We start from the raw sequence: 13,532 nt of genomic DNA, 5'->3' as shown, positions 1-13,532 counted from the left end.
TCACGAAGATAATGTTCTGATTAAATTGGAGAAATCTTCTTTAATATCATGGCTTTCTTCACGCAACTGCTCAATCTTGCGGCAGGCATGAAGCACGGTAGTATGGTCACGCCCACCAAACGCGTCGCCAATTTCCGGCAGACTGTGGTTAGTGAGCTCTTTTGCCAGCGCCATCGCCATCTGGCGCGGACGAGCTACCGAGCGAGATCGACGCTTAGAAAGCAGATCCGCAATTTTGATTTTGTAATACTCCGCCACCGTCTTCTGGATATTGTCGATGGTGACCAGCTTTTCCTGCAAAGCCAGCAGATCGCGCAGCGCTTCACGCACGAAATCGATAGTAATCGCCCGGCCGGTAAAATTGGCGTTGGCGATCACGCGGTTCAGTGCGCCTTCCAGCTCACGTACGTTAGAGCGTAGACGCTTGGCAATAAAGAACGCTACTTCACCCGGCAGACGAATGTCGTTTTCGTCGGCTTTTTTCATCAGGATCGCAACACGCGTTTCCAGTTCAGGCGGTTCGATCGCGACAGTCAGTCCCCAGCCAAAGCGGGATTTCAGACGATCTTCAACGCCGTTGATCTCCTTCGGATAGCGATCCGAGGTCAGGATGATCTGCTGATTGCCTTCCAGCAGGGCGTTAAAGGTGTGGAAAAACTCTTCCTGCGATCGCTCTTTATTCGCGAAGAATTGGATATCGTCAATCAGCAGCGCGTCAACGGAACGGTAGTAGCGTTTAAACTCTTCGATCGCGTTGTTTTGCAGGGCTTTGACCATGTCCTGCACAAAACGCTCAGAGTGCATATACACCACTTTGGCGTTTGGCTTACGCGCCATAATGCCGTTACCGACAGCGTGCAACAGGTGGGTTTTACCCAGACCCGTACCGCCATATAGGAATAACGGATTGTAGGCGCCGCCAGGATTGTCCGCCACCTGACGTGCCGCCGCGCGCGCCAGTTGGTTAGATTTACCTTCAACGAAGTTATCAAACGTGTGTTTGACGTTGACGTTAGAACGATAGGTAGGTTCTGCCGGAGCCGGGACGTTATCCCAGCCTGGACGAGCCGCCGGAGCAGCACGTTGTGGTTGCACTTGCTGAGCCACGTGGGCGGGCGCAACAACGTTGTTGACCGGCGTTTTCAGCGTTTGCGTGACGGGTTTAGTGCCGACTTCAAAGCGCAGCTGTGGGGCATCCGCTCCACAGAAATTATTGAGTAATCCATTAATATTATTAAGGTATTTATCCCTTACCCAATCGAGCACGAAACGGTTTGGCGCATACAAAGCCAGCGTGTTATCGCTCAGTTCCGCCTGCAACGGGCGTATCCACATACTGAACTCTGTGGCTGGTAACTCATCCTGCAATCGGGCAAGACACTGCTGCCAAAGCGAAAGTGACACGGCGGACTCCACTCGAACAAAAGTCGATAAATGACAAAGGCTGAAACATTCATGATTGTTGACGCACATCGACAAGACCCTATGCAAAGGGTGACGTGCGAATTGCTATCTGCAATTTTTACCCGATCAGGATCCATTGAAACGATCAGGACCGCGGATCATAGCGTAAACTGAGAAAGAGATCTTCTGTTTCTCACAGATTCTTCCCGATTTATCCACAGGATGATCCAGAATCGGCTAAGTGTAAACGATCCTGGAGAAGTGCTGCAGGTTTTAGCGCGCATATTGAAAAAATTAATGAGTAAAGATGCTTTACTGCTTAAACGATCTAATAAAGATCCCGTGCGATCCTTGCGCTTTATCCACCAGCCCGTATAATTCTTACCCCCAGCGAGTAACGGTCGCCTTACGGCGTCAACGCTGCCTGTTTTTTACGCGAAACCATGCGGAAAAAAGCGGGAAATAAGGAAAGAGAATTGACTCCGGAGTGTACAATTATTACAATCCGGCCTCTTTAATCACCCACACTGTGGCGTAAGTCGTTCGAAATTCGTTCGGGTATACGCAAAAGTCAGTGAATTTATTCAAGTTTAGGTAGAAATCGCCATGAAACGCACTTTTCAACCGTCTGTACTGAAGCGCAACCGTTCTCACGGCTTCCGTGCTCGTATGGCTAATAAAAATGGTCGTCAGGTTCTGGCACGTCGTCGTGCTAAAGGCCGTTCTCGTCTGACCGTTTCTAAGTAATAAAAGCTAGCCCCTGAGTGGTTAAGCTCGCATTTCCCAGGGAGTTACGTTTGTTAACTCCCACTCATTTCACATTCGTCTTCCAGCAGCCACAACGGGCTGGCACGCCGCAAATCACCATCCTCGGCCGCCTGAATTCGCTGGGGCATCCCCGTATCGGTCTTACAGTCGCCAAGAAAAATGTTAAACGTGCGCATGAACGCAATCGGATTAAACGTCTGACGCGTGAAAGCTTCCGTTTACGTCAGCACGAGCTTCCAGCAATGGATTTCGTGGTGGTGGCGAAAAAAGGGGTTGCTGACCTCGATAACCGTGCTCTCTCGGAAGCGTTGGAAAAATTATGGCGTCGCCATTGTCGCCTGGCTCGCGGGTCCTGATAGCCCTCATTCGGGTCTATCAACGCCTGATCAGTCCGCTGCTTGGGCCGCATTGCCGTTTCACTCCAACCTGTTCGAGCTACGGAATTGAGGCATTGCGCAGGTTTGGAGTGATAAAAGGCAGTTGGTTGACGGTGAAACGCGTATTAAAATGCCACCCTTTACACCCTGGTGGTGACGATCCCGTCCCGCCCGGACCATTTGATACCAGAGAACACTAACGATGGATTCGCAACGCAATCTTTTAGTCATCGCTTTGCTGTTCGTGTCTTTCATGATCTGGCAAGCCTGGGAGCAGGATAAAAACCCGCAACCTCAGGCCCAACAGACCACGCAGACAACGACCACCGCAGCGGGTAGCGCCGCAGACCAGGGCGTACCGGCCAGTGGCCAGGGGAAACTGATTACGGTTAAAACTGACGTGCTTGATCTGACCATCAACACCCGTGGTGGTGATGTGGAACAGGCTTCACTGCCAGCTTACCCGAAAGAACTCGGTTCTACCGAACCGTTCCAGTTACTGGAAACTACGCCACAGTTCATCTACCAGGCACAGAGTGGCCTGACAGGTCGTGACGGCCCGGATAACCCGGCTAACGGCCCACGTCCGCTGTACAACGTCGATAAAGACGCGTTTGTACTGGCTGACGGTCAGAACGAACTGCAGATCCCGATGACCTATACTGACGCAGCGGGTAACACATTCACTAAAACGTTTGTTCTTAAGCGTGGTGAATATGCTGTCAACGTTAACTACAGCGTGCAGAACGCCGGCGAAAAACCGCTGGAAATCTCCACCTTTGGTCAGCTGAAGCAATCCATCAATCTGCCATCTCATCGTGACACCGGTAGCAGCAACTTTGCGCTGCACACCTTCCGTGGCGCGGCGTACTCCACGCCGGATGAGAAGTATGAGAAATACAAATTCGACACCATTGCTGAAAACGAAAACCTGAACGTCAATGCTAAAGACGGCTGGGTCGCAATGCTGCAACAGTATTTCGCAACGGCATGGGTTCCGCGTAACGACGGCACCAACAACTTCTATACCGCTAACCTGGGTAACGGCATTGCCGCTATCGGCTATAAATCACAGCCGGTACTGGTACAGCCTGGCCAGACTGGCGCGATGACCAGCACCCTGTGGGTCGGCCCGGAAATTCAGGATAAAATGGCGGCCGTTGCACCGCACCTGGATCTGACCGTGGACTACGGCTGGTTGTGGTTCATTTCTCAGCCGCTGTTTAAACTGCTGAAGTGGATCCATAGCTTCCTGGGTAACTGGGGCTTCTCCATCATCGTTATCACCTTTATCGTTCGTGGCATCATGTACCCGCTGACCAAAGCGCAGTACACCTCCATGGCGAAGATGCGTATGCTGCAGCCGAAGATTCAGGCTATGCGTGAGCGTCTGGGCGATGACAAACAGCGTCAGAGCCAGGAAATGATGGCCCTGTACAAAGCTGAGAAGGTAAACCCGCTGGGCGGCTGCTTCCCGCTGATCATCCAGATGCCAATCTTCCTGGCGTTGTACTACATGCTGATGGGCTCCATTGAACTGCGTCATGCACCGTTCGCCCTGTGGATCCATGACCTGTCGGCACAGGACCCGTACTACATCCTGCCGATTCTGATGGGCGTGACGATGTTCTTCATTCAGAAGATGTCTCCGACCACCGTAACCGACCCGATGCAGCAGAAGATCATGACCTTCATGCCGGTCATCTTCACCGTGTTCTTCCTGTGGTTCCCGTCAGGTCTGGTGCTGTACTATATCGTCAGCAACCTGGTAACCATTATTCAGCAGCAGCTGATTTACCGTGGTCTGGAGAAACGTGGCCTGCATAGCCGCGAGAAGAAAAACTCCTGATTCGGTGTAGGCCGGATTAGGCGAAGCCGCCATCCGGCAAACGGAACATAAAGTAAAGGGCGGTCATTAGACCGCCTTTTTTATTGCATTAAGAAGAGACAAACCATGAGCCATAACGACACCATCGTCGCTCAGGCCACCCCACCGGGACGTGGTGGCGTGGGTATCCTGCGTATCTCCGGCCTGAAAGCGCGTGAGGTCGCAGAAACCGTACTGGGGAAACTGCCCAAACCGCGTTATGCCGATTATCTGCCGTTCAAAGACGCGGATGGCAGCGCGCTGGATCAGGGGATTGCCTTGTGGTTCCCCGGCCCAAACTCCTTTACCGGCGAAGACGTTTTAGAGCTTCAGGGCCACGGCGGTCCAGTGATTCTTGACCTGCTGCTCAAACGTATTCTGACCATTCCCGGGCTGCGCATTGCCAGACCGGGTGAATTCTCCGAGCGAGCGTTTCTCAATGATAAGCTCGATTTAGCCCAGGCCGAGGCGATTGCCGACCTGATCGATGCCAGCTCAGAGCAAGCCGCTCGCTCGGCGCTGAACTCGTTGCAGGGCGCATTTTCCGCACGGGTAAATCATCTTGTGGAAGCGCTCACTCACCTGCGCATCTATGTTGAAGCAGCGATCGACTTCCCGGATGAAGAAATCGACTTCCTGTCTGACGGCAAGATTGAAGCGCAACTCAACAGCGTTATCAGCGATCTTGATGCCGTGCGTGCGGAAGCGCGTCAGGGCAGCCTGCTGCGCGAAGGGATGAAGGTGGTGATTGCCGGTCGGCCAAACGCCGGGAAATCAAGCCTGCTGAACGCGCTGGCTGGCCGTGAGGCGGCCATTGTCACCGATATCGCCGGGACTACCCGCGACGTGCTGCGTGAGCATATTCATATCGACGGTATGCCGCTACACATCATCGACACCGCCGGTTTGCGCGATGCCAGCGACGAAGTTGAACGCATCGGTATCGAACGTGCCTGGCAGGAAATTGAACAGGCCGACCGTGTACTGTTTATGGTTGATGGCACCACCACCGACGCCGTGGACCCGGCAGATATCTGGCCAGACTTTATTGCCCGTCTGCCAGCCAAACTGCCGATCACCGTGGTGCGTAACAAAGCGGATATTACCGGTGAGACGCTGGGCCTTAGCGAAGTAAATGGCCACTCACTGGTTCGCCTCTCCGCGCGTACCGGTGAAGGCGTTGACGTACTGCGTAATCATCTCAAACAGAGCATGGGCTTTGAAACCAATATGGAAGGCGGCTTCCTGGCCCGTCGTCGTCACCTGCAGGCGCTGGCAGAAGCGGCGGAGCATCTCGAGCAGGGTAAAGCCCAACTGCTCGGAGCATGGGCCGGAGAATTGCTGGCTGAGGAGCTACGCCTGGCGCAGCAGAACCTCAGTGAGATCACCGGAGAATTTACCTCCGACGATCTGCTGGGACGGATTTTCTCCAGCTTCTGTATTGGTAAGTAACGTTGTGTTGCCCGGTGGCGCGATGCTAACCGGGCCTACAGGCCCCGTAGGCCGGATAAGGCGTTTACGCCGCCATCCGGCAACAACTATTTCCCATGTGGAAATCACTGTTGTCCAAATGGCAACTCGTGCAGTTGACTCTCTGACCGTATGCTTAGCGCCACATTTCTTATGAGGTCGCTATGACACGCTTTCTAATCTGCAGTTTCGCCCTGGTTCTTCTTTATCCTGCCGGTATTGATATGTATCTGGTGGGGCTGCCCCGTATTGCTGCCGATTTACAGGCCAGCGAGGCGCAACTGCATATCGCGTTTTCGGTTTATCTGGCAGGAATGGCGACGGCGATGCTGTTCGCCGGTAAAATTGCCGACCAGTCAGGTCGCAAACCGGTCGCCATAGTCGGCGCACTCATCTTTATTTTCGCCTCTGCGCTATGTTCTTTCGCCGAAAGCGGTACGCCATTCCTCATAGGTCGTTTTATTCAGGGCTTAGGTGCGGGCTGTTGCTACGTGGTGGCTTTCGCCATCCTGCGCGATACGCTCGACGATCGCCGTCGGGCGAAGGTACTGTCGTTGTTGAACGGAATTACCTGTATTGTGCCGGTGCTGGCTCCAGTGATGGGGCATCTGATCATGCTCAAATACCCGTGGCAGAGCCTGTTCTACACGATGATGGGAATGGGTGTGGCTGTTTGCCTGCTATCGGTGTTTGTCCTGCGAGAATCGCGCCCAGCAACGCTTATGGCGACGACGGAAAAGAACCACACGACCGAATCACTGGTAAACCGCTTTTTCTTAAGCCGTCTGGCCATTACCACCCTCAGCGTGTCGGTGATCCTGACCTTTGTGAATACGTCTCCGGTGCTGCTGATGGAAGTGATGGGCTTCGACCGTGGTGAGTACGCCACCACGATGGCCATGACCGCAGGCATCAGTATGGCGGTCTCTTTCTCTACGCCATTTGCTCTGAGCGTATTTAAGCCTCGCGTTCTGATGCTGACCTCACAGGTGCTGTTTCTGTGTGCCGGCGTGGTGTTAACCCTTGCCACTTCACACGCAGTAACGCTTTTCGGGCTGACGTTAATCTGCGCCGGATTCTCGGTCGGCTTCGGTGTTGCGATGAGCCAGGCGCTTGGGCCGTTCTCGCTGCGCGCGGGCGTCGCCAGCTCGGCATTAGGTATTGCGCAGGTTTGCGGTTCCTCGCTGTGGATTTGGCTGGCGGCGGTTCTTGGCCTTGATGCGCTGAATATGCTGATCGGGATTCTGATTGGCTGTAGCATAGTGAGTATCATGCTGATTATCACTGTTGCACCTAACCGGTCCGCGCCAACTCATGAAGAAATCCCTCAGCAGTCTCGATCTTAATTTATTGCTCTGCCTGCAGCTGTTGATGCAGGAACGCAGCGTCACTAAAACCGCCAAACGGATGAACGTCACACCGTCGGCGGTCAGTAAGTCGCTGTCGAAGCTGCGGACCTGGTTTGATGATCCCTTGTTTGTGAACACCCCGCTGGGGCTATCGCCGACGCCGCTGATGGTCAGCATGGAGCAGAGCCTTGCTGAATGGATGCAGATGGGCAATCAGTTGCTCGATAAGCCGCACCATGAGTCTCCACGCGGGCTGAAGTTTGATCTGGCGGCCGAAACGCCGTTAGTGATGATCATGTTCAATGCGCTCTCCCAGCAGATTTATCAGCGCTATCCCCAGGCAACAATCAAAATACGCAACTGGGACTATGACTCGCTGGATGCCATTATTCGCGGTGAAGTGGATATTGGCTTTACCGGGCGCGAAAGTCATCCGCGTTCGCGCGAACTGCTGAGTTTGTTGCCATTGTCGATCGACCATGAAGTGCTGTTTTCCGATCTGCCCTGCGTCTGGCTACGTGAAGATCATCCCGCACTGCAGGAAGAGTGGAATCTGGACACCTTTCTGCGCTATCCGCACATCAGCATTAGCTGGGAGCAAAGCGATACATGGGCGCTGGATGAAGTCCTGCAAGAAATGGGACGCGCACGCAATATCGCGTTATGTCTGCCCGGTTTTGAGCAATCGCTGTTTATGGCCGCGCAGCCGGATCACGCGCTGATAGCCACCGCACCGGTCTATTGCCAGCGTTATAACCAACTCCACCAGCTTCCACTCGTTGCACGGCCAATGCCATTTGATACGGCGCAACTGGAAAAAATGCGCGTACCGTTCACTCTTCTTTGGCATAAACGCAACAGCCACAATCCTAAGATCGTCTGGCTAAAAGACACGATCAAGGCGCTTTATCGCGATATCTCCTGACGATCCTTCATTTTGGTGTTGCTAAATCGACCATTCTGGCAACAGAAATGTAAATATCGCGTAATGTCTCCCATTTTCGCTTAGTTTTTGGGCAGCAAAGCCTGCCCGGAAGCCGTGTAAATGTTACTCTGGTAATAATCACGGACCATTAATCACGGAGCGACAAATGGCGACACATTTTGCCAGAGGGATTCTTACGGAGGGACACCTGGTTTCAGCTCGCCTCCCTTCTCCATGTCATATCGAAGCAAGAGATCTACCCGCTCATCGCCGGACACGTTTCCTGGCTTCCCGAAGTCTTCTCGCTGAACTGATGTTTATGCTTTACGGCACCAGCACGCTGCCCGAAATTGTTACTCAGGCCAAAGGTAAGCCCGTTTTTCGCGATAAGAACCTGCCGGGTTTTTCGATTTCCTATGCCGGGAATATCGTCGGTGTTGTGCTAACAACTGAAGGAACGTGCGGCCTGGATATGGAACTTCAGCGGGCCACCCGCGGATTTCACAATCCAAATTCAGCGGAAACGTGGCGCTTCTCCAGTAACGAAAACCTGTGGATCAATAACCAAAACGACCCCAACGAAGCACGCGCGCAGCTCATTACATTGCGCCAGAGCGTACTCAAACTCACTGGCGATGTGTGCAATGACGATCCGCGCGAGCTCCAGCTTTTACCCGGCGCAGGGCGCCTGAAATGTGCCCATGTGGCGCAGGTTGAAGCCATTTGCGATGCGGAAGATGTACTGGTGTGGTCAGTTGCGGTTACGCCAACCATTGAAAAACTCAAGGTTTGGGAGTTTGATGGTAAACAGGACTGGAAAAGTTTGCCCGATATCCAGACTCGCGCCAATGAGCCAACGGGTCGTCTGATCCGGTTCTCTCAATTATGTGCAGCGAAGAGCCATACGCTTTGATTTAACCTTCATGATGAAACAGGAGCCACCATGTCTGAAACATTGAATGTTGTTACGTTACTGGGAAGTCTGCGCAAAGGTTCGTTTAATGGAATGGTTGCCCGTACGCTGCCCAAGATTGCTCCAGCAGGAATGGAAGTGAACGCGCTGCCGTCGATTGGTGATATCCCTCTGTACGATGCCGACCTCCAACAGGAAGAAGGTTTTCCGGCCAGCGTAGAAGCACTGGCTGAGCAAATCAGAAAGGCTGACGGTGTCGTCATCGTCACACCTGAATATAACTATTCTGTTCCGGGCGGACTGAAGAACGCCATCGACTGGCTGTCCCGCCTGCCCGATCAGCCATTATCGGGTAAGCCGGTGCTGATCCAGACCAGTTCTATGGGCGCTATTGGCGGCGCGCGCTGCCAGTATCATCTGCGTCAGATCCTGGTATTCCTCGACGCCATGGTAATGAACAAGCCGGAATTTATGGGCGGCGTCATTCAGAATAAAGTAGACCCGCAGACAGGTGAAGTGATCGACCAAAGCACGCTGGACCATCTGACCGGTCAACTGACCGCATTTGGCGACTACATTCAGCGCGTGAAAGCGTAAAAGAAAAAGCCCGGCGATATGCCGGGCTTGTTGATATATGGGCAAATAAACAGCGATTAGTGCGCGTCGATAAACACAATCTTCAGCACAAACAGCAGCGCGACAATGATGACGCACGGGCTGAGATCGCGGAAACGTCCGGTACCAATCTTCATCACGCAGTAAGAAATAAAGCCCAGCGCAATACCTTCGGTAATTGAGAAGCTAAATGGCATCATCACGGCAGTAATAAACGCCGGAACCGCTTCTGTAAGGTCATCCCACTTCACGCGCGACAGGCTTGATGTCATCAGGACGCCAACGTAAATCAGCGCACCTGCTGCTGCATAGCCCGGTACCATCCCCGCCAGCGGCGACAGGAAGATAACCAGCAGGAACAGCAGACCAACGACCACGGCGGTCAGACCGGTACGTCCACCGACCGAAACCCCGGAAGAAGATTCGATATACGCAGTAACGGAAGAAGTCCCGATAAACGCCCCGGTAACCGACGACACGCTATCCACATACAGCGCTTGCTTCATGCGCGGGAACTTGCCCTTCGCATCCGCCAGACCGGCTTTATCCGTAACGCCAATCAGCGTACCGGAGGAGTCGAACAGATTAACCAGCATGAACGAGAAAATCACACCCGCCAGGCCAATGTTAAATGAACCGGCCAGGTCGACATGTCCGATAACGGACATCACGCTCGGTGGCGCAGAAACGATACCGTTGTAATGAACATCGCCCAGCATCCAACCCAGCAGCGTGGTTACGATGATAGAAATCAGCACCGCCGCGTGAATGTTACGTGACGCCAGAATCGCGATGATAAAGAAGCCCAGGATACCGAGCAGTACGCTGTGGGACGTCAGGTTACCGATAGACACCAGCGTGTCTTTGTTGGCGACGATAACACCGGCGTTTTTCAGCCCCATCATGCCGATGAACAGACCAATACCGCTGGTGATCCCCACACGCAGGCTAACCGGGATATTGGCAATCATCCAGTAACGAACGCGGAAAATCGTCAGCAGCAGCAGACCAACAGCGCCCCAGAAGATAGCGCCCATACCAATCTGCCATGACAGCCCCATCGCGCCAACGACCACGAAAGCGAAGAATGCGTTCAGGCCCATAGCAGGCGCAAGTGCGACCGGCAGGTTGGCAAACAGGCCCATCAGGATGCTACCAAATGCAGCAATAAGGCAGGTGGTAACAAAGACAGCGCTGGTATCCATGCCAGCCACGCCAAGAATTTGCGGGTTAACAAAAACGATATACACCATCGTCAGGAAGGTCGTTAAACCGGCGATCACTTCGGTCCGTGCCGTCGTGCCATGTTCGCGCAGTTTGAACACGCGTTCCAGCATCCCCTGGCCAGAAGCCTGGGTTGTGTGTTGTTGACTCATTATCAATTTCCGAACAAGGAGGGAAAATTCGTCGCTATCCTATACCAAAATGCGACAATAGGGTTGGGTTATGAGCAACTTTTTTCATTGATTTTGCTTATACGGCAACGATTGCGTCGCCCAATAATGCATTACGAAAACGTTAAACTTGTTAAAACGGAAATGACATGTCCCAGATAGAAGCCGTATTTTTTGACTGTGACGGTACCCTTGTCGACAGTGAAGTGATTTGTTCTCGCGCGTATGTCAGCATGTTCCAGGCGTTTGGCATTACGCTCGATCTTGAAGAAATTTTCAAACGCTTCAAGGGGGTAAAGCTGTACGAGATCATCGACATTATCAACGAGGAGCACGGTGTCGAACTGGCAAAAGCCGATTTAGAACCGGTTTATCGCGCTGAGGTCGCACGTCTGTTCGATACGGAACTGGAGGTGATTGCCGGTGCCAATGCGCTACTGGACAGCATGGCCGTACCAATGTGTGTGGTCTCTAACGGTCCAGTCAGCAAAATGCAGCATTCGCTGGGTAAGCTGGGCATGTTGCACCATTTCCCTGATTTACTGTTCAGCGGCTACGATATTCAGCGTTGGAAGCCCGATCCGGCCCTGATGTTCCATGCGGCGAAAGCGATGGACGTTAACGTTGAGAACTGCATTCTGGTTGATGATTCCAGCGCAGGTGCGCAGGCGGGGATTGCCGCCGGGATGGAAGTGTTCTACTTCTGCGCCGATCCGCATAACAAACCGATCGATCATCCAAAAGTGACGACGTTTACCGATCTGGCACAGTTGCCGGAATTGTGGAAAGCGCGGGGTTGGAATATCGTCGAATAAACAGTAGGCCCGATAAGCAAAGCGCCATCAGGCGAATGGCGCAGAATGCCGGATGCGGCGTAACACCTTATCCGGCCTACAATAGCGACGCCGGGGGATCCCGGCGCACGCAACAAGCTGCTTATTCCTTCGGATCTTTGCCCGCCAGCAGCTTATCCAGCTCATCCCCGCCCACGTGACGGAAGTCTTGTCCCTTCACGAAGTAGAAGATGTATTCGCAGATATTCTGGCAGCGGTCACCGATACGTTCGATGGAACGTGCGCAGAACAGCGCGGTCAGCACGCTTGGAATGGTACGTGGGTCTTCCATCATATAAGTCATCAGCTGACGCACGATGCCTTCATATTCCTGGTCAACTTTCTTATCTTCGCGATAAATACGCACTGCTTCGTCCAGATCCATACGCGCAAACGCATCCAGCACGTCATGCAGCATTTGTACGGTGTGGCGGCCCAGTGATTCCAGGCTTACCAGCAGCGGCTGGTGCTGTTGCGAGAACTTCTCCAGCGCGGTACGGCAAATTTTGTCCGCCACGTCGCCAATACGTTCCAGCTCAGCGATGGTTTTGATAATCGCCATCACCAGACGCAGGTCGCTCGCTGTCGGTTGACGCTTGGCGATGATACGCACGCAGGCTTCGTCGATCGCCACTTCCATCATGTTGACGTTCTTATCGCCTTCAATGACGCGTTTTGCCAGCTCGCTGTCCTGGTTGTGCATCGCCGTGATTGCATCAGAAAGCTGCTGCTCGACCATGCCGCCCATGGTCATCACCTGGGTACGGATGCTTTCCAGCTCTGCATTGAACTGGCCGGAAATATGTTTATTAAGGTTAAGGTTATCCACAACAAGCTCCTGAATCAGCCGTAACGACCGGTGATGTAATCTTCAGTTTGTTTCTTCGCGGGCTTGGTGAACAGATCGTCCGTGTTGCTGAACTCAATCAACTCGCCCAGGTACATAAATGCCGTGTGATCGGAACAACGCGCAGCCTGCTGCATGTTGTGGGTAACGATAACGACGGTGTAATCCTCTTTCAGCTCAGTGATCAGCTCTTCGATACGCCCGGTAGAAATAGGGTCGAGCGCTGAACATGGCTCATCAAGCAGAAGCACTTCCGGGCGAATGGCGATACCACGCGCAATACACAGACGCTGCTGCTGACCACCCGAGAGAGAGTACCCGCTCTGGTGTAATTTATCTTTGGTTTCGTTCCACAATGCGGCCTTGGTCAATGCCCACTGCACACGCTCGTCCATATCCGCACGCGAGAGTTTCTCAAACAGACGTACGCCAAAAGCAATGTTGTCGTAGATGGACATCGGGAACGGCGTCGGCTTCTGGAATACCATGCCCACTTTGGCACGCAGCAGAGCGATATCCTGGGTATTGGTGAGAATATTGTCGCCATCCAGCAGGATTTCACCTTCCGCACGCTGCTCCGGGTACAGTTCAAACATTTTGTTGAACGTACGCAGCAGCGTTGATTTACCACAGCCTGACGGCCCGATAAACGCCGTTACCTGGTTTTTAGCAATATCCAGGTTGATGTTCTTCAGGGCATGGAATTTGCCATAGTAGAAGTTCAAATCACGAACCTGAATCTTACCTGGGGCAGTATCAACCATACTCAT

Annotated in this window: 15 protein-coding genes; 11 read left to right on the top strand and 4 right to left on the bottom strand. The window is 53.1% G+C overall.

Annotated elements, in window-relative coordinates; translation table 11 throughout:
- A complete protein-coding gene (gene dnaA / locus OGY04_RS00290; RefSeq protein ID WP_003827078.1) occupies positions 1 to 1,404 on the bottom strand; it encodes a chromosomal replication initiator protein DnaA in 1,404 nt (467 codons plus the stop codon).
- Between the two features lie 222 nt (positions 1,405 to 1,626).
- Between dnaA and OGY04_RS23150 the strand changes: the two genes are divergently transcribed.
- The 10 genes from OGY04_RS23150 to OGY04_RS00245 all read left to right on the top strand — a co-directional run bounded on the left by OGY04_RS23150 (position 1,627) and on the right by OGY04_RS00245 (position 9,670).
- Entirely contained in the window at positions 1,627 to 1,782 is a 156-nt protein-coding gene (locus tag OGY04_RS23150) for a hypothetical protein (RefSeq protein ID WP_418657320.1), read from the top strand.
- A gap of 228 nt (positions 1,783 to 2,010) precedes the next feature.
- Entirely contained in the window at positions 2,011 to 2,151 is a 141-nt protein-coding gene (rpmH, locus tag OGY04_RS00285; RefSeq protein WP_003023858.1) for a 50S ribosomal protein L34, read from the top strand.
- 17 nt (positions 2,152 to 2,168) lie between these two features.
- Positions 2,169 to 2,528, top strand: coding sequence for a ribonuclease P protein component (gene rnpA, locus OGY04_RS00280; RefSeq protein WP_003844432.1), 360 nt, complete (start codon positions 2,169 to 2,171; stop codon positions 2,526 to 2,528).
- A complete protein-coding gene (yidD, locus tag OGY04_RS00275; RefSeq protein ID WP_003023846.1) occupies positions 2,492 to 2,749 on the top strand; it encodes a membrane protein insertion efficiency factor YidD in 258 nt (85 codons plus the stop codon). Before rnpA ends, yidD begins: the two co-directional genes overlap by 37 nt.
- 2 nt (positions 2,750 to 2,751) lie before the next feature.
- Positions 2,752 to 4,398, top strand: a complete 1,647-nt coding sequence (gene yidC, locus OGY04_RS00270) for a membrane protein insertase YidC (protein ID WP_003827058.1) — start codon at positions 2,752 to 2,754, stop codon at positions 4,396 to 4,398.
- Between the two features lie 105 nt (positions 4,399 to 4,503).
- Complete coding sequence (mnmE, locus tag OGY04_RS00265) at positions 4,504 to 5,868, top strand: tRNA uridine-5-carboxymethylaminomethyl(34) synthesis GTPase MnmE (protein WP_032945460.1); 1,365 nt, start codon at positions 4,504 to 4,506, stop codon at positions 5,866 to 5,868.
- 182 nt (positions 5,869 to 6,050) lie between these two features.
- On the top strand, positions 6,051 to 7,232 hold the full coding sequence (locus OGY04_RS00260; protein ID WP_286584516.1) for an MFS transporter: 1,182 nt from the start codon (positions 6,051 to 6,053) through the stop codon (positions 7,230 to 7,232).
- On the top strand, positions 7,201 to 8,160 hold the full coding sequence (gene yidZ, locus OGY04_RS00255) for an HTH-type transcriptional regulator YidZ (protein ID WP_003827051.1): 960 nt from the start codon (positions 7,201 to 7,203) through the stop codon (positions 8,158 to 8,160). Before OGY04_RS00260 ends, yidZ begins: the two co-directional genes overlap by 32 nt.
- Positions 8,161 to 8,326: 166 nt before the next feature.
- Positions 8,327 to 9,073: a 4'-phosphopantetheinyl transferase family protein gene (locus tag OGY04_RS00250; protein WP_003827048.1), complete on the top strand. Its 747-nt coding sequence runs from the start codon at positions 8,327 to 8,329 to the stop codon at positions 9,071 to 9,073.
- Positions 9,074 to 9,103: 30 nt separating this feature from the next.
- A complete protein-coding gene (locus tag OGY04_RS00245) occupies positions 9,104 to 9,670 on the top strand; it encodes an NADPH-dependent FMN reductase (RefSeq protein ID WP_003827046.1) in 567 nt (188 codons plus the stop codon).
- A gap of 56 nt (positions 9,671 to 9,726) precedes the next feature.
- Here OGY04_RS00245 and adeP read toward each other — a convergent pair whose 3' ends face one another.
- Complete coding sequence (adeP, locus tag OGY04_RS00240; RefSeq protein ID WP_003827042.1) at positions 9,727 to 11,064, bottom strand: adenine permease AdeP; 1,338 nt, start codon at positions 11,062 to 11,064, stop codon at positions 9,727 to 9,729.
- 167 nt (positions 11,065 to 11,231) lie between these two features.
- Here adeP and yieH point away from each other — a divergent pair, with 167 nt between their 5' ends.
- Positions 11,232 to 11,897 carry a 6-phosphogluconate phosphatase gene (gene yieH, locus OGY04_RS00235; protein WP_003827040.1) on the top strand — a complete coding sequence of 222 codons (666 nt, stop codon included), beginning with the start codon at positions 11,232 to 11,234 and terminating at the stop codon, positions 11,895 to 11,897.
- Between the two features lie 121 nt (positions 11,898 to 12,018).
- Here the strand turns inward: yieH and phoU are convergent, their stop codons facing one another.
- Both phoU and pstB read right to left on the bottom strand, forming a co-directional pair.
- On the bottom strand, positions 12,019 to 12,744 hold the full coding sequence (gene phoU / locus OGY04_RS00230; protein WP_003023824.1) for a phosphate signaling complex protein PhoU: 726 nt from the start codon (positions 12,742 to 12,744) through the stop codon (positions 12,019 to 12,021).
- A 14-nt stretch (positions 12,745 to 12,758) separates the two neighbouring features.
- Positions 12,759 to 13,532 carry a phosphate ABC transporter ATP-binding protein PstB gene (pstB, locus tag OGY04_RS00225; protein WP_003023821.1) on the bottom strand — a complete coding sequence of 258 codons (774 nt, stop codon included), beginning with the start codon at positions 13,530 to 13,532 and terminating at the stop codon, positions 12,759 to 12,761.

It is taken from the genome of Citrobacter sp. Cpo091 (assembly GCF_030332645.1).
Classification (GTDB): domain Bacteria; phylum Pseudomonadota; class Gammaproteobacteria; order Enterobacterales; family Enterobacteriaceae; genus Citrobacter; species Citrobacter portucalensis.
The sequence above is the reverse complement of the archived record's forward strand: the minus strand, read 5'-3'. Positions and strand labels throughout refer to the sequence as shown.